Consider the following 22,728-nt stretch of genomic DNA (forward strand, 5'->3'; position numbering starts at 1 on the left):
AAGCACTTCCAAATAATAAATAGCCTAAGTAAATATGCCCAATACTTCCAAGAATAACACTTTAAACAAATCTACTACAGCGGATAATCACGATACAAATAAGTCAACGCTACAAGACTATGAGCATTCAGTTATTGAACCAAATAATGAAAGAATATCTTCGATAGATGATACTACTGATTTGCCAGTGCTTGCCAAAGACAGCTATTTACTGAGTCGTCTTGAGCGAGAGTTGGCACGCGCAGCTGTGTCTAGTAAGAAATCTAAAGATAATAGTGATAATAATGTAGGCAAAAGTGACAAAGCAGATGATGTCCTTACTAAAAAACGCGCGCAATACGACAAAATAAAAACTCGCTCACAGCAAGCAGTGCAGGCGCGTATGGATAGTATTCCGAGTGATTTACCTGCCAAATTAAACCTTGATTTACCTGTTAGTCAACGGGCAGAAGACTTAGTACAAGCCATCATTGATAACCAAGTCATCATTGTCGCGGGTGAGACCGGCTCTGGTAAGACAACACAATTACCCAAGCTGGCGATGCTGGCAGGACGTGGTATCACGGGGCAAATAGGGCACACGCAACCGCGCAGATTGGCAGCACGCAGTGTGGCAAACCGTATTGCAGAAGAATTGGGCGAACAATTGGGTAATACGGTTAGTTTCAAGATTCGTTTTAATGAGCAAGGCACAGCGCAATCCGTCGTTAAGCTCATGACTGACGGTATTTTGCTGGCTGAGTTGGGCCATGATCGCTTCTTAAGTAAATACGACACCATTATCATTGATGAAGCCCATGAGCGCAGCTTAAATATTGACTTTATTATGGGCTATCTCAAAAAGTTACTGCCCAAACGTCCTGATTTAAAAGTCATTATTACTTCAGCCACGTTAGATACCAAGCGCTTTAGTGAATACTTTAGTCGCTACGATACTAAGCTAAAACGTCAAGTACCTGCGCCTATCTTTAATGTTGAAGGGCGCAGCTTTCCAGTAGAAGTTCGTTATCGTCCGCTGACCGATGAGCCTGTGACCAGCTCGGACGATGACAGCTACGATGACTTTGAAGAAAATTTGCCTCGCGCAGTGGTTGCGGCGGTAGAAGAATGCTTTAGCGATGCACAAAATAAAGGTCATGCCGACCAAGCGGATATTTTGATATTTGCGGCGACTGAAGCTGAGATTCGTGAGTTACAAGAAGTGCTTGAGCGTCATGGCCCCAAGCATACAGAAGTACTGCCGCTGTTTGCACGGCAAACCTATGAAGAGCAGCAGCGTATCTTTCAGCCATCAGGTCGCGGTCGACGGATTGTCATCGCGACCAACGTTGCCGAAACCGCATTGACTGTCCCCGGTATTCGCTATGTGATTGACTTGGGATTTGCGCGGATTTCGCGTTACTCGTATCGCTCACGCGTGCAGCGTTTACCGATTGAAGCAATCTCACAAGCTGCCGCCAACCAGCGTAAAGGTCGCTGTGGTCGTGTTGCACCAGGTGTTTGTATTCGTCTTTATAGCGAAGAAGACTTTAGTGGTCGTCCTGAGTTTACGGAGCCTGAGATTTTACGTACGAATTTGGCGTCTGTTATTTTACAGATGGCGAACTTACGTTTGGGCAGTGTCGATGACTTTGAGTTTATCGAGCCGCCTGATAGCCGATTGGTGACGGATGGGCACAAATTGCTTGATGAATTGGGCGCGATTACGGTCAAAAGTGAATCCGCTCCTGTTAATCAAACCAGCAAGCCGAAATCTAAAAAAGGACTTGATCACCTAAGTCTGACAGCGACAGGTCAAAAAATGGCGCGTATGCCAATTGATCCAAGGCTGGCACGTATGTTGGTTGCTGGCTCTGATTTTGACTGTATTCGTGAAATGCTCATTGTGGTGGCCGCGCTTGCCGTACAAGACCCACGTGAGCGTCCTGCTAATAAACGCACCCAAGCCGATCAAAAGCATGCCATCTTCCGTCAAGATGACTCTGACTTTTTATTCTATTTAAGTCTCTGGAAAGCCTTATTTGAAAAAGATGAAGACGGTAATAAGTTGTCTGGTAATCAGCGCAAGCAGTTTGCTAAGAAAAACTATCTGAGCTTTCCGCGTGTGCGTGAATGGCATCAGACGCATCGGCAATTGGTACAAATGGTGACCGAGCTGAATCTTACCGATGTTAATGAGGTAAAAATTGCTGATAAAGGCACTGACAAAAGTACCTCTATAGAAAATGTGACCAGCGACCCTACAGCAATCGATGATGAAGAACTGCGCGCTGTTAAGTATGCCAATTTACACCGAGCATTGTTAACAGGCTTGTTATCTATTATTGCTCATAAAACTGAAAATCGTGGCGAATATTTAGCAGCTCGTCAGCAAAAAGCCAAAATATTCCCAGCCAGTACAGTATTTAAACAAATACCACCTTGGGTCATGGCGTTTGAGATGGTCGAAACCTCGCAAGTGTTTATGCGTACCGTTGCCAAGATTGAACCAGAATGGATCATTTCAGCAGCAGGCAACTTGTTAAAGTATCACTATTTTGAGCCGCATTGGTCGAAAAAAACCGGCCGTGTCAAAGCCTATGCTCAGATCAGCTTGTTTGGTCTTATTATTATCAGTAAGCAGCTGACCAATTATGAACAAGTCAATCTCAGCGAATCACGGGAAATTTTTATCCGCGATGGTTTGGTAACGGGCAATTTGGGTCGGCAAGCGCCATTTTTGCAGCATAATATGGACAAAATCGCCGACATCGAACGCATTGAAGACAAATTACGCCGCCGTGATTTATTGGTTGATGAAGAGTCACTGTATCAGTTTTATGATAAGAAAATCCCTGAACATATTGCCAGTCGCAAAGCCTTTGAAGACTGGCGTGCCGAGGTTGAAAAAACGGACACCAAGCATTTATTCTTTACTGATGATGACGTGCTCAATAGCCAAGCACCGACCACAGGCGATTTTCCAGAAGTGTGGAAATTGGGTGATCTAAAATTACCATTACGTTATGTCTTTGATCCAGCGAGCGATGACGATGGTGTGACCATTCGTGTGCCACTTGCTGCATTACCGCAGTTAGATGCGATTGAGCTGCTTTGGGGCGTACCCGGTTGGCGCTTTGAGCTGGTATTGCAATTACTCAAGTCATTACCAAAAGATATTCGCCGTCAGATTGTACCGATTCCTGACACTGCCGATAGCTTGTTTGACGAGTTACAGCCTGCTGTTGGCCAGGGGTTGCTAAAACAATTGTGCCAAGCGCTAAACCGTCGCGGCATCATATTAGTGACGCCAGAGAATTTTAATCCAGCTACGATTGATCGTTATTTGCAGCCTCAAATCTGTGTGGTCGATGATAAAAACCGTATTATCGAAAAAGGCCGTGATTTGCAGACGCTACAGATTCGTCATGCCTCAGAGACCAGTCAAGCGGTAAATGAGCAGCAAGGGGTACACACAGAATTTCCTGAGCATTTTGCCTTTAGTAAAAACCATCATAGCGCAGGCGTGGTGATGAAGCAGTTTGCGGCGCTCGTCGCTGATGAGGCAGGCGAAGCGGTATCGATTCATCAATATACGGACGTTAATGCAGCATTACAAGCGCACCGAATCGGTGTCTTAACCTTAATAAAAAGCAAGCTTGGTGCCAAGAAAAAACAGCTAACCAGTCAAATTGACAATATATTCAAGCTGGCATTTGCGCCACTCGGTGATATGGAAAAGCTTAAAACCATCGTCATTGATGCGGCATTAGATGCGGCGCTTGAAGAACACTATGTATTGTTTGATCACAGTATGGATTTGCCTGAAAGCGCTGATAGCATTGCCGTTGGTCTGGCTGAAGAATTGCCTTTTACCCCAGCGGAGTATGAGCAAACTTTGGAAGTAGTGGCTGGCAACTTCTTATTGACGGGACAAAGTGTGATAAAAACGCTCAAAAACGTCTATACCCGCTGGCAGCGTATCCGCCAAGGGTTATTGATGCTTGATCGTGAGATATTCGGTGAATCTATCGAAGATATCGAAGATCAGCTAGAAGATCTGCATTTGGCTGATTTTGTTTATCGGATGGATTATAGCCACTGGCAACAGTATCCGCGTTATCTTGAAGCACTAGAGATACGTCTTGAGCGCCTCGAGCACAATTTGGATGCTGACCTTGATGGTGTCTATGCGTTGGATTTACATATGGAGCGGCTGGCAGGGCGTGCGGACAAAGAAGCCATCAGTGAGTATCGCTGGATGGTGGAGGAGTACCGTATTCAATTATTTGCGCAACCGATGAAAACTCGTATGGCGGTATCGCCGAAACGTCTGAGTAAAGTGTGGGATAAGGTGGGTTAAAATCAGAAAGTATTTTTGATTTTTTAGGCTGGATTGGTAATTACTAATCCAGCCTTTTTATTTGAAAAAATTAAGGCGGGTTTGATATTCATAAATAGTCTCTGTCAGTGTCATGTTTGAATGTTCCAACATGCCCTAATGACTGATTTTTTCTGTCAGCACACCCACGCTATAGAATATAAATGCAATCGCGGTGAGCGCCACGATAAATGGCGTAAATATCCAAATGACAATATTAATCAACATCGAAAGTAATAAGCCATTAAATAATACATTTTTTGATGTGAAAAAATCTGTCATCGTATCGATGGCACGCTTAGCAATGGGAAATAATAAAGTGCTGAGTGCCAGCATATAAAGATATTTGCTAAAGCTTGGATCACTCATAACCACCATAAAATAAAAAACCAAGAAAAAAGTGACACCTAATGCCCAGCATTTGAGAGTGTAGCTTAAATACATCATGTTGGTTCCTCCATAGTTCTTCTTATGAGCGTGCCTAGAAAAAAGAGTATCTCATTATATTCAAAATAACGAATATTATATATGTTATAATATGAATTTATGCATTAAGTCAACTATTTTTTTCTTTTTATCCTTATCATGGCTAACGACAATCAACAGAACGTACCATCGAGACATTAATAGCTATACTATTTATAAAAATGTGACTAGCACTGAGTTAGGAAAAAAAGACAATAAAAAATCCAGTGTCAGACGTTTTATGCAAACATCTAACACTGGATTTATGGTGCCTTTAGCCTAAAACGAATAGACTGGGCAAGTGGCTGATTAGCTTTCTAATTGATCGATCATACCTTGGTATTTTTCTTTTTTATCGACAAGCTTACTGCGTTCTTCTTTTGCATTAGGTACTGATTCTTCAGAATCTTCTACCTTTTTATCAAAGGCCTCTAATTCAGCATCTACGCCAACTAAGAGTTTATTTAATAGTAATGCAACTGCTTTTTCAGAAACCCCATGAGTCATACCAGAAGCTTCAGACTTAAGATCGTCTTTAAGCTTAGCAGCCCATTGGTAAATATTGGCTACTGTGGCACTGTACTTGTCATCTTTGTCAGACTTATCGCTGTCTGATCTATCATCATTAGAGTTGTCACTATCGGATGACTTATCAGACTTATTGTCGTCAGACTTATCGCTTTTATCAGACATAAAGTCATCTTTGAGTTTAGTAGCCCACTGATAGATATTGGCTATCGTCACGCTTTTATCAGACTTGTCATCTTTATCAGACTTGTCATCTTTATCAGACTTGTCATCTTTATCAGACTTGTCGTCTTTATCAGACGTGTCGTCTTTATCAGACGTGTCGTCTTTATCAGACTTGTCATCTTTATCAGACTTGTCATCTTTATCAGACTTGTCATCTTTATCAGACGTGTCGTCTTTATCAGACGTGTCGTCTTTATCAGACGTGTCGTCTTTATCAGACGTGTCATCTTTATCAGACGTGTCGTCTTTATTAGACTTATCGTCTTTATTAGACTTATCGTCTTGATGATCAGAATGTTCGTCATCAGAAATGACATCATCACCCTTTAAGACTTCTACAGATGTGACAGGACTGTTTTTACGAGTTTCTGGTGAGTCATTTTCTACGTTATTATTAGGGGAGTTGTTTGACATGGTTTATAGCCCTTTTTAAATTATTCATTGAAAGATATCAATACTCGATATTAAGCTAGTCACTTCTTTTATTCAGTATCTTAATGTAAATAAAGGGCCTGAGATCTTGGGTTTTCAACCGTTATACTCGATAAATCAAATTTTATAACGGCTATGACAACCCCTATAAGGTTATATACAGTAGTTATCATTCATCGATAAAGCCTTTATCGTTAAGGGTTGTAGAGAACTGCTGCTTTACAGTGGTATAAATCGTAATAGTCGTTTTACTCAAAATCGGGCTTGTGACCTTTCTTAACAGGATTGAGATAAAAGTCGAGTAACCCCTATGCTAAAATTCTTGAATTCCATCATAGCTACGAGGTGTCATATGCAATTGATTAAAAATAATTTGAAAAAAATGTCTGGTATTGCACTGTTTTCAGTTGGACTATTCGCTACTGCGCAAGCATCAGCAGCCAATGCCTGCGACAATGCTTATACGCAGGCAGATATGAATAAATGCACAGCAACTGAATTGTCAGCTGAAGACAAGAAACTGAATCGTTCATACAGTGATCTACAGCGTCTATTAAATAGCAGTGAGAAAAAGCAGTTAAAGACAGTGCAACTAGCATGGATTGACTTTAGAGACAAAGCCTGTAAATTTTCTGCTCGCAATTTTACTGGTGGCAGTGCCTACTCAATGGCGCTCAATGGCTGTTTAACAACGTATACACATCAACGACGCGTGCAGCTTGATGAAGAAATTCAGAATCTTAAAAAGTAGAGACATAGAACATAGCTAATAAAAAGGTTCAGTATAAACACAGGTCAGTCAGCAAGAGTACACCATGTTATTAAGCGATTTTGGGTTCTGATTTGCTACTAGAATGAATAAAATAAAGGGCAATAGCGAGACAGATTAAAGCACTGATACGACTACCAGATAAGCTGATTGCTTCATTGCCCAACCAACCAAAGTTATCGATTAACACGCTCATACTCAGTTGCCCAAAAATAACGGCTACAGTTGCTACTGCCGTACCAATACGTTGTACTGCAACCACCATAATGACAATATAAGGAACGCCGCACAATGCGCCCAAAAGCTGCCACTTGGGCACATCCATCAAGGTAACAGGATGATTTGGTTCAAAGAAGAAGATAAGTAAGGCTGTCACGACAGCGCCCACAGAAAAGGTTAAAAAAGCACTTTTGAACACGCCCACGTTGCCGCCAAGGCGACCATTTAATGCTGCTTGAACGCTCAAAGTAGCGCCGCCAATTATTGCTAATATAATCATCAAAAAAAGCGTCATTTATTTTACCCCTTTGCCATGAAAAACAGTGCTGCAATAATAAACAACAAAGCAATAATTCTTCTCTTGTCTATTTTTCTTTCCGTAGTACCAAATAGCCCGTAGTGATCTATTATCAAACTCTTAGATACCTGCCCAGCAAGTATGCCAATCATGGTCATCGCCACCCCAATGACAGGAGTCACCACCGTCAATATCACAACGTAAATAGGGCCTAAAACACCACCCACGAGCAATAAAGGCGGCTGTGAGAAGAACGAAGGGCTGTCTCGTGGACTAAAAAACAACATTAAAAAGAATGTCAGTGCTGCACCTACACCAAAAATACTCAGTGTCGCCCACAGCTCACCAACCTGACTCCCTAAGGGTCCAAGTAGTCCCGCTTCTACAGATAAACCCATGCCGCCTAAAACGACAATAAGCACTAATAATATTTGCATGAAAAAATCCTTAATGAGCAATAGCGTGTAGTCTACAGCAGCTTATCCCCACAAAAAACGCTATAATATGGAAATGACCTTTGCATAAGTTGCACAAATGAATACGGTAGATAGCATCAGCATAAAAACCTTACTTTTTTATATCAATGTTTTTAATGCTCAGAGTTTTTCGGTGGTGGCTCGAAAAGAAGGCGTGTCGGCCTCTAAAGTGTCCCGTATTATCAAGCAATTAGAAGACTCGTTGGGGCAACAGCTTTTTTATCGTAATACCCGTGCCGTTATCCCAACTGAAGCGGGTCGCGTATTTATGATCTATGCACAGTCCATTACCGAAAGCATGGACGCGGCAAAAAAGGAGTTGCAAGATAGGACATTAGAGCCGGGTGGGTTACTAAGAATCAATGCTCCCGTATTTTTTGGACAACGACATATCGCGCCTTGGTTGCCAGAGCTTAGTGCGCAGTATCCCAAATTACAGCTAGACTTGACGTTGACTGATGACTTTATTGACCCTCATCATGATGCGACAGACGTTATTTTTAGAATTGGAACTTTGAATGACTCGGCCTTTCATGCACGTATTTTTGGTGAGCAAACTTATCATCTTGCCGCCGCTCCAGAGTACATAAACAAACACGGTAAACCGCAAACGCCCGCAGATTTGATCCATCATAAAGGGTTGGTATATAAAGGTTCGTCGGGCCCAAATCGTTGGCTGTTTAAGACAAAAAACGAAGACTGGATTTCTTGCTTGGCGCCTGCCTTACTTATGTCCAATAATGCAGAATCCTTATTGGTATCCGCCCTAAAAGGCATGGGTATTGTCCTATTCCCTGATTGGCTAATTGGCGATCACTTAAAAGACGGTACATTAGTGAAATTACTGCCCAACTATAATACCGCCGTGAAAACAACGCCCCAACATATAGCTGCTATCTATCCCAACACTCGTCATGTTTCACTAAATGTTAGAACGTTGATTGATTACTTTGCCAAAGTGTATGGAAATCCGCTTTATTGGCAGCTGCATTGAGGACTCGTCGTTTAAATACAATAAACAGTCATACGCTACTTGCAGAGCCTAATATAAAAACAAGTCACTTGTTTAGTAGGGCGATTAGCATTAGCAATACCTATTAGTGTTACTTCAATATGCTTGATAAAGAATAAAAATTCGTTAAGACTGTTTGAATCGGTTTTTTAGGTTATAGCTAGTAGAGAGTGGTCACTATTGATCATAAACAACTAAATAATGTAAATAGGTTTTATAAAATGCTTAAATGCAGAATGAGTTAGCCTTGTCTTGATCAATTATTTGATACGTTATTTAATTAAATTTTAGCCAAGCCACGGGGGAGTTTTATGGAGCAGTCTGAGCTTTTCGCAAAAGGAGACTCAAATATGCCTCAAGGCGAGCATATTATTTTACGTTTGACTTATGTTAGCCGTCATAACGCAAGTAACAAAAATGTGGAAGTGACTCGTATCCTTGCACAAGCACATAGAAATAATCAGAGCAATGGTGTTACTGGTGCTTTAGTAATCAGTGAAGACTATTTTCTCCAAAGTATTGAAGGTCCAAGACCTGTTATTAATGAGTTGTTGAGAAAGTTGTTTAAAGATGAAAGGCATTTTTCGTTACAAGTTATAGAATGCACTGAAGTTAAACAGCGACGCTGGGGTAAATGGTCAATGAAGCATCTAAGTCTTAGCGATCAGGATAGAGAATACGTGCGTAAGTTTTCGGTAGGCACTAACTTTGATCCTTATCTAATAAATAGCGCACAAATCATAGAGTTTATTGAGATATTATCAAGAATTGAAGAGGAAAGAGAAAAGCATAAGTCTGCAACAAAACATCGTAGTTTTTGATAAGGCAGTTTGACTGAATGTTGTTGATAAGGGTGAATTGTCGTTTATTGCAAGGGCAATAGACAAAACTGTTGTTGTCGAGTATTAGTCGGTCTACATTATTTTTTTAGTTGCTGCTATCGGTACTTTTTTATTTAAAATAAACACCAAAACAGCGCCTAAGATGACTGCGCTTGCTACAACGAACCGCATCGTTAATGGCTCAGATAAAAATACCACGCCGAGTGTCGCTGCAAGCACGGGCACACACAGTTGTACAACGGCAGCTTGTGTGGTTTTTAATAAAGGCATTGCGGTATACCAAATACTGTAGCCCATGCCAGAGGCGATCGCCCCTGACACAGATGCTAGTACTATTCCCTTGGTTGTTATATGGTCTAAACTGAAATTATTGATGGCTACATCACCCAGATAAATTCCTACAAATGCCAGTATCGGAATCGCTGTTAGACTTCTAATAAAATTAAAACCTGTGGCTCGTAGCGGTGACACGCACGATTTACCGCGTATACTGTACACGCCCCAAGCCACACCACTCATGGCCATGAGTGTCGCAGCCATCAGTGAAGGGACAGCGGCTGAAGGTAGCATTAGATAAATAAATCCTATTACTGCTACGATAAATGCCATCCATTGTAAGGCGCTTAATTGCTCTTTTTTGTAAATACCCCAACCAATCATAGTGAGCTGAACAGCTGAAAATAGAATCAACGCGCCTGTGCCAGTGTCAAGTGCCACATAAGCAATCGAAAAGCACAATGCATAAACTACCAAGCTGCTGCTGCTCAACCAGCTGCCTTTATCGTTTAAAATGGCCTCCGTCGAGATGATACTACCAAGCTCTGCTGCTTGACGCCGTAAGTGGTAAGTATGGATTGTCATGATAATACCCAGACAGGCGGCAGCACTTAAGAGCCGAATGATGGTAAAGCTCCATGCATCTATATACCCCTCTGCCAATGCCATTCTACAAAACAAAGAGTTCGCGGCAAATGCAACCAATGCAATGACGGTATAAAGCGTGGCTTTCAAAATAATTCCTACAATTGGTAAGTGAGTTTTCGCATAAAATACGCGAACTTTTTCTTAAATGATACATAGGAAACAAAAATATGGATTGGGCAAGTATTTTTATTTACGACACGACTTGGGCGTTTGCCGTTGAAATTTTAATACGTGTCATAGTGATGTTCGTGCTGATTATTACGTGTTTACGGTTCACAGGCAAGCGCGGTGTCCGTCAACTGTCTATCTTTGAGCTGACGATTATTTTATCTCTAGGATCTATCGCTGGTGATCCTATGTTTACTGAGGACTTGCCGATTATTCAGGCAGTGCTTATTATGAGTATCGTTATCTTTCTTTATCGTTTGTGCACTTGGGCTATGACGAGTTTTCAGGCGTTTGAAAATCTTTTGGAGGGTCAATCGCTTTATATTGTAGAGGAAGGTAAGCTGGTACTTGATAAGATTAAAAAAGGCAAAATGTCACATGATGAATTTTTTGCTGAAATGCGCCAACAAGGTGTTGAACATCTGGGGCAAGTGCGTACTGGACTGCTAGAGACAGATGGTAACTTTAGTGTATTGTTATATGCACCTGAAAAAACTCGCTATGGCATGCCGCTTTTCCCTAAACAATATCAGCCAGTCGAAAAGATAGAGTCGGGGGTTTATTACGCGTGTATGCATTGTGGCTATGTGGATCATATCTCTGAGCCCGACCAGCTCTGTGAACGTTGTGAGAACAACTGTAAAGAATGGGCAAAGGCGTTAAATAGCCAGATTGTTAGATAACAAACATTCAAAGAGCACTAAGCAAACGGGTTGTATAAGACAAGTAATGCTAGTGCTTTTTGGTATCGCCAACCACTTTATCCATTACTGCAAACAATAAACCAGAAAATACAAAAGTCATATGAATAATTACCTTCCACATCAGTTTATCCGCTTCAGCATCACTTAATTCATCAGGGATATCCATAAATGATTTTAAAAGATCAATAGCAGAAATAGCGACGATGGCTCCAATGACTTTTAATTTTAGACCAGAAAAATCTACTTTTCCCATCCAACTAGGTCGATCAACGTGATCACCCGTGTCAATTTTTGAGACAAATATCTCATAGCCACTAAATATGATAATTAATAATAAACTGGCTACTAAGGAGAGATCGACTAACACCAATATATTAACAATGACATCTGATACAGAAGCGTTCACTACAGTAGTGAACATCATGATTGTTTTTTGAATGAATTTTATAAATAATAAAATAATCCCTAAGACGAGCCCTAAATAAAAAGGCGCTAGTATCCAGCGACTATTAAATATGGTTCTTTCTAAGTAGCGTTCAAGGTTTTTTAGCATGGATATCTCTTAAGATTTCTAAAAATAGAAGGATAAGTTGTCTACTTCACAGATGATATATTAGTTATTTCAGCAAGCCATTCAACCACTTGTTGTACTCGCTCAACTCGTCCGCCGCTAATACGCCTAAATGGTTTTTGATGCCTATTTAGCTGACTGGCAAAATACTGGCTGATTTCTTCACGCTGGTGCGGACTGTCACGTAGATCATCAGCGACCCATGGGACATCAACGTCAGTCAATAGTATCAGATCATAATGATGCGCCAATGCTGCATGAGTTAACGCTTTTGGGCAGTCGCCATAATACCAGTTGGCGTAAACCATCAGTTCAAACAGACTGGTATCACAAAACAAATAATGATGTTTGTCTGGCATTTGCGCCGCTTGTTTGGCCAGTTGGTTCTCTAACGCTATTTGGCCTTGCGCGATAGGAAGTAGATCCTCCCGCGTACAAGTTAATTGCTCGTCATCCCATTTCGCTTGCAGGTAAGTGCGCATGTATTCTGCGACCCAAGGGCTGCCAAAATGGCTCGCCAAATCACGGCACAGCGTGGTCTTGCCAGTACTTTCTGCCCCTAATATCGCTACATTGACGACAGATTTAGGCGTATGCTGGATGAGATTGGAGGCGATAGCGACGTTGCCATTCATAATAAGCCCAGATTGCGATGAAAGTAAAAACGACATATTGTAGCGCGGTAAAGGTGAGACCTTTATAAAAGTATAAAGGGACGGAGATAGCATCGGCAATTATCCAAAGTATCCAATGCTCAATTTTACGCCGCGCCATGAGCCACATCGCCATTAAGAATAAGGCAGTGGTTAGCATATCGGTATAGTCAACCCATGTAAATAAATGCAGACCCAGGGTCGCACCATCGAAGCTAAAACCATTATTAATCACTGGCCGAAAGTAATAAACACCCGCGACAAAGGCGATAGTCGCCGTGGCTAGAGCCGTTAATATCGGTATGTCTTTTGCATTTAGGTGAGTCACCTCAATAGTATGTTGGGTGTTCACGCTTGTTGATATCTGGTTTTTTTGTTGTCCAGTTGGGTGTATATGATCTTGATATTGCTTATATTCTTTATCTTTCTTACTTTTCGACCAATTCACCCAGCCATAAATGCTCATGATAGTGTAATAGGCATTGATAAACATATCGCCAAACAGCTGCCATTTCCATAACAGATAAACAAAAATAGCGGTACTAACTAGGCCAATAGGAAAGACCAAAATATTGGTTTTGCTTGCGAGCAGGACGCTTGCCACACCGAATATAACAGCAATCAACTCAAGCATTATGAATAGGGTTGAATAATCAGCGTATTGACCAAATAACCAGTGAACAAGTTCTATCATTGCATTTCCAAATGTGAGCATTGATTGTATTTAGTAGAAAATGGTATTTAGCAGAAATCAGGCGAGCTGATGGTTACTGAACCGTGCTAATTATAACGTAGCTGCCTAAAAATGAGGCAATCTTTGCTAATTTTTCGCAACAAACAGGTTATTTGTAACAAAGTATTAGAAAAATAATAATATTCAGGCATAATAAAGGCACTGATTTTAAGTTTACAGTTATTCACTGAAAACGAATGACGGTTATTTTTCCACCTTTATGCTTATCCCAAGCCCTATAGTAGTAGACAAGGAAGCTTATCATGACGACTTGTATCACAGGCACAGGCCTGTATATCCCACCTTATAGTATTAGTAATGAAGAATTGGTAGAGTCATTTAACCAGTATGTTGATAATTATAATACAGAGCATGCTGATGAGATAGCAGCAGAGACTGTGACGGCACTTCAACCTTCATCAGCGGCCTTTATCGAAAAGGTATCTGGTATCAAATCACGTTATGTGATGGAAAAAGAGGGTATTTTAAACCCTGAGATTATGGCACCTGTTATTGCTTACCGTAATTTGGGCGAAGAGCTGTCTGTCATGGCAGAAATGGGTGCTGCAGCGTTGAAAGACGCACTGGCTGACGCAGGGCTTGAGGCCAATGATTTAGATGGTATCATTCTTGCTTGTTCAAGCTTTCAGCGCACTTATCCTGCCGTTGCCATCGAAATTCAAAATGAGATTGGTATGGTCGGCGGTTTTGCTTATGATATGAACGTCGCCTGTAGTGCGGCAACTTTTGGTCTATCACAAGCGCATGGTTCTATTGTTTCTGGTCTTGCCAAACGTGTTGCTGTGGTCAACGTTGAGATTACCTCAGCGCATCTAAACTGGCGCAATCGTGATAGCCATTTCATTTTTGGTGATGCAGCGACGGCTTCTATTGTTGAAGATTTAGATACGCCAAGAGGCTATGAAATCCTTAATGCTAAGCTATTTACAGAATTTTCGACAAATATCACCAATGAATATGGGTTTATGGATCGTTCTGAGTATTTGGCCGCGCAGACTGAGATGTATGCTGATATCAATGAACCTGTCACACCTAAGTTATTTTTGCAAAATGGCCGTAAAGTATTCCGCGAAGTTTGTCCCAAAGTATCAGAGATTATCACCGAGCATTTGCATGAGAATGAACTGCAAGCCAGCGATGTGAAGATGATGTGGCTACACCAAGCCAATGCTAACATGCTTGATCTGATATTGCGTACAGTAGTTGGCAAAGACGCAGATAAATCAATTGCGCCGAGCGTCATTGCTGAGTTTGCCAATACCAGCTCAGCCAGTCCGATGATTGTTTTCCACCGCTATAAAGATGAGTTAGCATCAGGTGATTTGGGTGTTATTTGCTCATTTGGCGCTGGTTACTCAATCGGCTCGGTACTGGTTCGTAAAGTTTAATTTTTATCCTGAGTTTTTTGTAGTAACCAAAATAGCTAAGAATGTTCTTAGCTATTTTTTTGTGTCAGTATTTTTTGATGATTAGCATGTTATAAACATAAGATGATACGGATGACAATATATCAGTACAAGGAGAGGTGCGAGGTTTATGCTGGCCCGATTGTCCACAATAACCACAAGATTGCTCAGAGGTTTTAATTTACCCCGAAAAATTTGCTATAATCACGCTCTTATTCCTCTTATCTAATTAAAAGTCCTTTTATGAAAGAATCCTTACGCCTGCGTTTAGACCAGATGGTAGACCGTTATGAAGAGGTCACCGCCTTATTATCAGATCCTAGCGTCATCAGTGATAATAATAAATTCCGTGAACTGTCTGTCGAACACAGCGACTTGATGGACATCACTACTTTATGGCAGAACTATGTGCGTGCAGAAACGGATCAGGCCGATGCAGAGGCCATGCTAAAAGAAGCCTCAGATCCTGACATGAAAGAGATGATGCAAGAAGAGATTGATAATGCACGTGACACCATCGTAGAGATGGAAGAAGCGCTCAACCTCATGATGCTACCAAAAGACCCCAATGACAAAGTGCCAGCGTTTTTGGAAATTCGTGCAGGTACAGGCGGTGACGAAGCGGCAATTTTCTCCGGCGATTTGTTCCGTATGTACCAAAAGTACGCACAGACTCAGGGCTGGACGGTGGAAGTGCTGTCAGCCAGTGAAGGTGAGCACGGTGGTTATAAAGAAATCATTACTCGCGTCTCGGGTAATAGCGTCTATGGTCGTCTCAAGTTCGAATCTGGTGTGCACCGTGTTCAGCGTGTGCCTGAAACGGAAAGCCAAGGCCGTGTGCATACATCAGCTTGTACCGTCGCCGTCATGCCTGAAGTTGAGATTGATGATACGGTTGACCTTAATCCAGCAGACATTCGTTTTGACACCTTCCGCTCATCAGGTGCGGGTGGTCAACATGTTAACACCACGGACTCAGCTGTACGTTTGACGCACATTCCTACTGGTACCGTGGTAGAGTGTCAACAAGAACGCAGCCAACACAAAAACCGTGCCCAAGCCATGAAAATGCTGGTATCCAAAATTCAGCAAGTTAAGGTACAAGCGCAGGTTGATGCCGCCGACACCATACGTCGTGATTTGGTAGGTAGTGGCGACCGTTCAGAGCGTATTCGCACTTACAATTTCCCGCAAGGTCGTATGACCGATCATCGAATTAACCTAACGTTGTACAAGCTCGATGCTATTATGGAAGGCGATTTGGATGAAATCCTTGATGCGCTATTGCGTGAGCATCAGGCTGACTTGATGGCCAGTATCGGCGGTGACCAGTAATATTTTATTAGTGAGTGCAGCAGCAAAAACCAGTATTGTCCTAAATCGTCCTATAAATCGATCCATATTTTACCTGTGAGCACTATTATGAATAATCGTTTGGCTTTGTTTTTTATGGGTTTGTTTTCTTTATTGTTTATATCTGCCTGTCAGACACCAGCAATGACTAGTGAACAAAGCGACGCCACCTATCCCTCCAAAAGCGTAGAGATACTGGCAAAAGAATGCCTTGCAAAAGGTGGTAAGTACACCAAAGAAGGTCGACTACAAGCATATCGCTGTGTACAGCAGTTTTCAGATGCCGGAAAATCTTGTAGTAATAGTTCTGAGTGCCAAGGCAAATGTACCAATTCGGATACTGCTATTGAGGCTGGCACGGCAAACGTAAAAGGAACGTGCGCGGCCAATGATAGCCCTTTTGGTTGCAGTCAAACCATTGAAGGTGGCGTTGCTAAAGGATTTTTGTGTGTAGATTAATCTTATAAATTTTTAAATATAAAAACTAACTTATCAAAATTTGAGAGCGTTATGTCAAAAGCCAATAATCAAAATCAAGAACAAACTCCAGTACAAGATACCAATGAGCTGATTGCACAGCTGCAAGCCAAGCTAGACGATATCAGCGCGTCAGGTAAACAGCCGTATCCGAATACATTTAAACGTACGGATTATGCGCAAGATTTACAAACGGCTTTTGATGGCGTCTCAAAACAAGAAATCGAAGAAAAGGCTGCTAATGGCGAAAAAACAGAAGTAAACGTAGCGGGTCGCGTCATGCTGAACCGTGGATCATTTATTGTGATCCAAGACATGACGGGCCGTATTCAGCTATATGTGGCACGCAAAGAGCTTGATGACGAGACACGTGCAAGCATTAAGTCACTAGATTTGGGAGACATCGTTGGTGTTTCAGGATATATCGGTCGCTCGGGCAAAGGTGATTTGTATGTGCACATCGAAGAAATCAGTCTTCTGACCAAATCCTTACGTCCAATGCCGAATAAGTTTCATGGTTTGGCTGATGTGGAAGCTCGCTACCGTAACCGTCATCTTGATTTGATGACCAATGAGACGACCCGTGATACCTTTATGGTGCGTAGTCAAGTCATTAGCGGTATTCGTAAATTTATGTTGAATGAGCGTTTTATGGAAGTCGAAACGCCAATGATGCACCCCATTCCAGGTGGTGCGGTGGCGCGTCCGTTTGTGACCCATCATAATGCGCTTGATATGCCGTTGTATCTGCGTATCGCTCCTGAGCTTTATCTCAAGCGCTTAGTCGTTGGTGGTTTTGAAAAAGTATTTGAGATTAACCGTAGTTTCCGTAATGAAGGCGTATCAACCCGTCATAACCCTGAATTTACCATGATTGAGTTTTATCAAGCGTATGCTGATTATCATGATTTGATGGACTTGACTGAGCGCTTATTTAACGAGTTGGCGACGGATATATTGGGAACCACTGAGATCACTTATCAAGAAGAAGCCATTAGCCTAAAAGCGCCATTTGCACGTCTGTCTATGTCGGATGCGATTGCAACATATGCAGAAAACTTTGATATGACCCGTATTAATGATCGTGAGTATCTAGCAGAGTACGCAGCAACAACTCTTAAGCAACAAGTCAAAGATGTCTTTGGGGTGGGTAAGTTGCAGACCATTATTTTTGAAGAAACCGCTGAGCATCAATTGCGCCAGCCAACTTTTATTACTGAATATCCAGCAGAAACGTCACCATTGGCACGCCGTAGTGATGACAACCCTGAGATTACGGATCGCTTCGAGCTGTTTGTCGGCGGTCGTGAATTGGCTAATGGCTTTAGCGAGCTTAATGATCCAGCAGATCAGGCTGAACGCTTCCGCGGACAAGTCGCTGAAAAAGACGCTGGTGATGATGAAGCCATGCATTTTGATGAAGAGTACATTGAAGCCTTGTCTTACGGCCTACCGCCAACAGCAGGTGAGGGTATTGGTATTGATCGTTTGGTGATGTTGTTGACTGACTCTGCCAGTATTCGTGATGTAATCTTATTCCCGCATATGCGCCGTAAACATGACTAATAGTTAGTCAGTCTTTAATTAAAATGGCTTATTATTCGTGAGATAAGCTATTATAGAATCGGTAAGAAGCCAGACGAATGCGCTGGCTTTTTGCTATAATAGGCATTCAAAAATACACTTAAAATAAGCACTTTAACTACTTGGCACAATGGATAGCTATGTCGCAGCAATATCAAGTTTTGGCTCGCAAGTACCGTCCCAAAAACTTTCATGAGTTGATTGGACAAACGCACGTCTCGCAAGCGCTGATCAATGCGATTGATTATAATCGTCTGCATCATGCCTACCTTTTTACTGGTACGCGCGGTGTGGGTAAAACGACGATTGCGCGTATTTTATCTAAATGTTTGAACTGCGATACGGGTATTACCAGCACGCCTTGCGGTGTGTGTGATAACTGTGTGGCTATCGATCAAGGGCGTTTTATTGATCTTATTGAAATTGATGCCGCCTCTCGTACTAAGGTTGAAGACACGCGTGAGCTGCTAGACAACGTTCCTTATGCGCCAAGCCAAGGGCGTTATAAGGTATATCTCATTGATGAAGTGCATATGCTGTCGACGCATAGTTTTAACGCGCTACTTAAAACGCTAGAAGAGCCGCCGGAGCATGTGAAGTTTCTGCTCGCGACGACTGACCCACAGAAATTACCGATTACCATTATATCTCGCTGTTTGCAATTTGTGCTGCGCCCGCTGCCGCAAACGCTACTCAGCGAGCATTTAGCAAACATCCTTACCCAAGAGCACGTCGCGTACACACAGCCCGCGCTTTGGCAGTTAGCGAGTGCGGCAAAAGGCTCGGTACGTGATGCCTTGTCATTGACCGATCAAGCCATCGCTTTTGGTCAAGGGGCGCTAGATGATGCCACTGTTAATGCGATGCTTGGACTGATTGATGCCGCGGATTTGGTGCGTTTAATTACAGATATTTATAACCATGACAAATCTGCCGTCGCCGCTCATATTGAGCAAATGCGTGCGCAGATGGTCGATGCCACCAGTATGTTTGATGGACTCGCTGAGCTATTACATCAATTGGCTTTGACTCAATTATTACCTGACGTTGCCCTTAATGTGAATGAGGCACAGGCACAAGATATCAATGCGCTTGCACAGCATATCAGCCCTGATGTATTACAGCTCTATTATGAGATTGTTGTGCAAGCCCGAGAGGGCGTTAAGCTGGCCAGTACGCCAATGCAAGCGCTCGAAATGTGTATTTTGCGCTTATTGGCCTTTCGTCCACTACCTGTAGACGAAGTGCTCAGCCCTACTTATGAGCATTCTGGTTCATCTGAAAAAACACCAGCGATAGAACATACGCCTTCTGCGCCGCAGCCTGCAAACGTTCAGGCACATCTGGCTTCAGTGCCACCATTACAGCCTTATGATGTCGATTATCAAGTACAAAGCAGTGAAGTGTTGAAAAACACCAACTATGATGATAATGAGTCAAGCATAGATGAGATTTATGGCCAAGAGCCTGAACCGATTGTTGAGCCTGAACCGATTGTTGAGCCTGAACCGATTGTTGAGCCTGAACCGATTGTTGAGCCTGAACCGATTGTTGAGCCTGAACCGATTGTTGAGCCTGAACCGATTGTTGAGCCTGATGTAAATGATTCTCAATTATTATCAGAATCTGATGATCCCCGTACTTTACTGCGTTGTCCTCCTCAAGAGTTGATAGGTGAGTGGACACCAGAGAAATGGGATTATTGGCTACAAACGGCGCGTGAAGCCGATGTGCTTGCTCAAGATGAATTGGCGCTGGCGCGTCAAGGTATGATGACAGGCCTGTGTAATGGTAAAGCCACTTTTATTACAAGTGTGGACAGTCGGCATCTGCAAGTTACTTTTCAACAATTAGCAGCAAAGTTACAACAGCAATTTATGCAAGCAGAAATTGACCTAAAAATTGATGGTAGTGTTATGCAAGCTGATGATAAAACACCTGAACGCCGCCAACAAAAACGTTTGGTACAGGCCAAAACTGTGGCAGAATCCAAGCTGCTTAATACGCCAGTGATGCAATATCTGACTGAGCGCGGCGAAGGGAAAATGGGTAAGATTCAGTTGTATTAAACAATCAAAAAGATTTTTGTTAAAACTATTTAAAAGTATATATAGTTATTAGACACAATCCTCATATAGAATATCAAGGTGATCTGTTACCATCGCCTTGATATTTTTGCTTTTATTATAGGTAAAATAAGTCTATCCCAATCATAGCAAAGTATTTAATATCAATGAGGTATTTAAAATCCGTTATAATGGTTAAGTTATATTAAAAATTAAAACGTAGCTTAGGTGAGAATATGTTAGATAATTTACGCGGTATGGCTGTGTTCGCCAGTGTGGTTGGACATGGTTCTTTCAGCGGCTCTGCTCGTGAGCTTGGTATTACAACAAGTGCAGTGAGTCAACAAATTCGTTCATTAGAGAATGAGCTGGGCGTGGTGCTATTGCATCGCTCAACTCGTAAGCTGAGCTTAACAGAAGCTGGTGAGAGCTTTTATGAGGCCGCCAAAGATGTGGTCAGTGCTGCCGAGCAAGGTCGAATTAAGGTCAATCAGTTGCGTGACGAGCTAGCGGGCAGTTTGCGCGTGGCGACCACGCCCGAGCTTGGTGTCAATCATATTTTGCCAGCACTCTCTACATGGATGGCGGCTCATGATGATCTCAGTATCACTTATTTGGCGGACAATCATTATATTGATATGATTGATGAACGCATCGACATCGCCATTCGTATGAGTCCTACTATTAATGACTCTAATCTAAGCAATCATCCATTGACGGATGTGCGTCAGATGCTTGTCGCCTCACCGCAGTATTTACGTCAGCATACCAAGCTGCAAACGCCCAAAGATTTGGCCGATCATCAACTGATTTGTATTGAAATCATGAAAGACGCCAACCAGATTGATTTGGTTCAAACAGAAACGGGTAAAAAAACCCGCACCAAAATGAATTCGCGCATTTATACCAATAACGTCTTTATGGCTACGACATTGGCCAAAGAAGGTCATGGTTTGGTTAGAATGATGGAGATGGATATCAAAAAGGAGCTTGAAAGTGGCGATTTGGTCGAAGTATTGACTGGTTATCAGCTGCCAAGCTTTGTGCTCTACGCGGTTACCTTAAATCGCGAACAACAGCCAGCCAAAATCACTCGCTGTTTAGAAGTATTAAAAAAATATTTTCATGCGAACTAAATAGTGATTTGATGACAGGCTGATAACAGTTAATTAGCACCAAGCAAAAAGCCGATAGATAATGTATATCTATCGGCTTTTTTAGCTTAAGAATGGCTGACTCTCAAGATATGTTCTAAAAAGACGGTTTTAATAAATCGATCAAACGTTCAGCCACTTGTGTGCTTTCATCACGGCTCATATTAAGCGGCGGTAATAAGCGTACAACATGACCACCAGTGATGTTGATGATGAGTTTTTGTTCATCACGCGCACGATCTACCAGCTGGCTACAATCCATGTTTTCAGGTAATGAGATACCAATCATCATGCCAGCACCGCGGCTACTCACACCATATTGCCCTAATGCATCAACTATGGTCTCACGGATGAATAGCCCTTCAGTGACGGCATTGTCCATGATGTCACTGTTTGCTAGCACGTCATAGACGCTATGTACCACGCGACTGGCGAGTGGCGTACCCCCATAAGTAGAGCCGTGACTGCCAGCACCGAATAAGCCATTTGCGCGGCCACGTACCATACAAGCACCGATTGGAAAGCCGTTACCTAAGCCTTTGGCTGTCGTCAATACATCAGGGCGCGCCTTGCTGTGCTGATAAGCAAAATATTTACCTGTACGTCCATTGCCTGTTTGTACCTCATCCAGCATAAATAGCCAATTATGCGCCTCACATTCTGCTTGTAATTCTTCAAGATAAGTAAAACCATTGGCAGCCGTATTGAGGCCACCTTCACCTTGAATAGGCTCTACAAAGATGGCACAAATATCGTCATGATCTTGCGCAGCTTGCTTAATCACGGCAATGTCACCAAAAGGTACACGGATAAAGTCATCATCTAAGGTATAAAATCCTTCACGCGCTTTCGGATTGGCAGTGGCTGATAATGACAGTAATGTACGACCGTGAAATGACTGTTCCATAACAATGACTTTAGGACGTTTAAAACCTTGTTTATGGGCATACAGACGAGCGAGTTTTAACGCCGCTTCGTTTGCTTCAGCACCACTATTGGCAAAAAACACGCTATCCATTTGGGCAGAAGTACAGAGTATTTCTCCAGCACGCTCTTGCCAATCGATGCCAAATAGATTACTCGTATGTACTAAGGTCGCCGCTTGCTGCTGAATGGCGTCAGTCACTTGTGGATGGCAATGCCCCAGTCCACACACCGCAATGCCGGTCAATGCATCTAGGTAAGGGGTTTCGTCTTTGGTGTACAGCCAACTGCCTGAACCACGCGTAAAGCTGATTGGTTGACGGTTATAAGTGGGCATCAGGTAAGTAGCAGACATATAAAATAT

Annotated in this window: 20 protein-coding genes; 11 read left to right on the plus strand and 9 right to left on the minus strand. The window is 42.4% G+C overall.

All coding sequences use genetic code 11. The features are described from left to right. Positions 1-34: 34 nt before the first annotated feature. Positions 35-4,342, plus strand: coding sequence for an ATP-dependent RNA helicase HrpA (hrpA, locus tag M917_RS12885; protein WP_021815314.1), 4,308 nt, complete (start codon positions 35-37; stop codon positions 4,340-4,342). Between the two features lie 135 nt (positions 4,343-4,477). Here the strand turns inward: hrpA and M917_RS12890 are convergent, their stop codons facing one another. Both M917_RS12890 and M917_RS12895 read right to left on the minus strand, forming a co-directional pair. Further along, positions 4,478-4,807 carry a hypothetical protein gene (locus tag M917_RS12890; RefSeq protein WP_021815315.1) on the minus strand — a complete coding sequence of 110 codons (330 nt, stop codon included), beginning with the start codon at positions 4,805-4,807 and terminating at the stop codon, positions 4,478-4,480. A gap of 327 nt (positions 4,808-5,134) precedes the next feature. Continuing rightward, on the minus strand, positions 5,135-5,992 hold the full coding sequence (locus tag M917_RS12895) for a hypothetical protein (protein ID WP_021815316.1): 858 nt from the start codon (positions 5,990-5,992) through the stop codon (positions 5,135-5,137). A 370-nt stretch (positions 5,993-6,362) separates the two neighbouring features. On the opposite strand from M917_RS12895, the gene M917_RS12900 reads away from it, so the two are divergent. Further along, on the plus strand, positions 6,363-6,761 hold the full coding sequence (locus M917_RS12900) for a lysozyme inhibitor LprI family protein (RefSeq protein WP_021815317.1): 399 nt from the start codon (positions 6,363-6,365) through the stop codon (positions 6,759-6,761). 70 nt (positions 6,762-6,831) lie between these two features. Here the strand turns inward: M917_RS12900 and M917_RS12905 are convergent, their stop codons facing one another. Together M917_RS12905 and M917_RS12910 are read right to left on the minus strand one after the other, a co-directional pair. Continuing rightward, positions 6,832-7,293, minus strand: a complete 462-nt coding sequence (locus M917_RS12905; protein WP_040642810.1) for a DMT family transporter — start codon at positions 7,291-7,293, stop codon at positions 6,832-6,834. Between the two features lie 5 nt (positions 7,294-7,298). Next, positions 7,299-7,733: a DMT family transporter gene (locus M917_RS12910; protein WP_021815319.1), complete on the minus strand. Its 435-nt coding sequence runs from the start codon at positions 7,731-7,733 to the stop codon at positions 7,299-7,301. A gap of 97 nt (positions 7,734-7,830) precedes the next feature. On the opposite strand from M917_RS12910, the gene M917_RS12915 reads away from it, so the two are divergent. Next, on the plus strand, positions 7,831-8,766 hold the full coding sequence (locus M917_RS12915; protein WP_021815320.1) for a LysR family transcriptional regulator: 936 nt from the start codon (positions 7,831-7,833) through the stop codon (positions 8,764-8,766). Positions 8,767-9,095: 329 nt separating this feature from the next. Next, positions 9,096-9,605 (plus strand): BLUF domain-containing protein, encoded by a 510-nt coding sequence (locus M917_RS12920; protein ID WP_040642811.1) that lies wholly within the window; start codon positions 9,096-9,098, stop codon positions 9,603-9,605. A gap of 93 nt (positions 9,606-9,698) precedes the next feature. Here the strand turns inward: M917_RS12920 and M917_RS12925 are convergent, their stop codons facing one another. Continuing rightward, complete coding sequence (locus M917_RS12925; protein WP_021815322.1) at positions 9,699-10,637, minus strand: DMT family transporter; 939 nt, start codon at positions 10,635-10,637, stop codon at positions 9,699-9,701. An 80-nt stretch (positions 10,638-10,717) separates the two neighbouring features. Here M917_RS12925 and M917_RS12930 point away from each other — a divergent pair, with 80 nt between their 5' ends. Continuing rightward, positions 10,718-11,401 (plus strand): DUF421 domain-containing protein, encoded by a 684-nt coding sequence (locus tag M917_RS12930; protein ID WP_021815323.1) that lies wholly within the window; start codon positions 10,718-10,720, stop codon positions 11,399-11,401. A 49-nt stretch (positions 11,402-11,450) separates the two neighbouring features. Here M917_RS12930 and M917_RS12935 read toward each other — a convergent pair whose 3' ends face one another. The 3 genes from M917_RS12935 to pnuC are packed head-to-tail and all read right to left on the minus strand — an operon-like array spanning position 11,451 to position 13,340. Further along, positions 11,451-11,975: a TIGR00645 family protein gene (locus M917_RS12935; protein ID WP_021815324.1), complete on the minus strand. Its 525-nt coding sequence runs from the start codon at positions 11,973-11,975 to the stop codon at positions 11,451-11,453. A gap of 41 nt (positions 11,976-12,016) precedes the next feature. Continuing rightward, the gene (locus M917_RS12940; RefSeq protein WP_021815325.1) at positions 12,017-12,628 is read right to left on the minus strand and encodes an AAA family ATPase; all 612 of its coding nucleotides are present in this window, start codon (positions 12,626-12,628) and stop codon (positions 12,017-12,019) included. Beyond that, positions 12,579-13,340 carry a nicotinamide riboside transporter PnuC gene (gene pnuC, locus M917_RS12945; protein ID WP_040642812.1) on the minus strand — a complete coding sequence of 254 codons (762 nt, stop codon included), beginning with the start codon at positions 13,338-13,340 and terminating at the stop codon, positions 12,579-12,581. Before pnuC ends, M917_RS12940 begins: the two co-directional genes overlap by 50 nt. A gap of 302 nt (positions 13,341-13,642) precedes the next feature. Between pnuC and M917_RS12950 the strand changes: the two genes are divergently transcribed. From M917_RS12950 to M917_RS12975, 6 genes are all read left to right on the plus strand, one after another. Further along, complete coding sequence (locus M917_RS12950) at positions 13,643-14,788, plus strand: beta-ketoacyl-ACP synthase III (RefSeq protein WP_021815327.1); 1,146 nt, start codon at positions 13,643-13,645, stop codon at positions 14,786-14,788. A gap of 261 nt (positions 14,789-15,049) precedes the next feature. Beyond that, entirely contained in the window at positions 15,050-16,141 is a 1,092-nt protein-coding gene (gene prfA, locus M917_RS12955; protein WP_021815328.1) for a peptide chain release factor 1, read from the plus strand. An 87-nt stretch (positions 16,142-16,228) separates the two neighbouring features. Beyond that, positions 16,229-16,618, plus strand: a complete 390-nt coding sequence (locus tag M917_RS12960) for a hypothetical protein (protein WP_021815329.1) — start codon at positions 16,229-16,231, stop codon at positions 16,616-16,618. 51 nt (positions 16,619-16,669) lie between these two features. Then, on the plus strand, positions 16,670-18,202 hold the full coding sequence (gene lysS, locus M917_RS12965) for a lysine--tRNA ligase (RefSeq protein ID WP_021815330.1): 1,533 nt from the start codon (positions 16,670-16,672) through the stop codon (positions 18,200-18,202). Positions 18,203-18,360: 158 nt separating this feature from the next. Continuing rightward, positions 18,361-20,289 (plus strand): DNA polymerase III subunit gamma/tau, encoded by a 1,929-nt coding sequence (gene dnaX / locus M917_RS12970; protein WP_021815331.1) that lies wholly within the window; start codon positions 18,361-18,363, stop codon positions 20,287-20,289. Between the two features lie 233 nt (positions 20,290-20,522). After that, complete coding sequence (locus tag M917_RS12975) at positions 20,523-21,422, plus strand: LysR family transcriptional regulator (protein WP_021815332.1); 900 nt, start codon at positions 20,523-20,525, stop codon at positions 21,420-21,422. 115 nt (positions 21,423-21,537) lie between these two features. Here the strand turns inward: M917_RS12975 and M917_RS12980 are convergent, their stop codons facing one another. Continuing rightward, a complete protein-coding gene (locus M917_RS12980) occupies positions 21,538-22,719 on the minus strand; it encodes an aspartate aminotransferase family protein (protein ID WP_021815333.1) in 1,182 nt (393 codons plus the stop codon). Positions 22,720-22,728 lie beyond the last annotated feature (9 nt).

This window comes from Psychrobacter aquaticus CMS 56, from assembly GCF_000471625.1.
GTDB classification, from domain to species: Bacteria; Pseudomonadota; Gammaproteobacteria; order Pseudomonadales; family Moraxellaceae; genus Psychrobacter; species Psychrobacter aquaticus.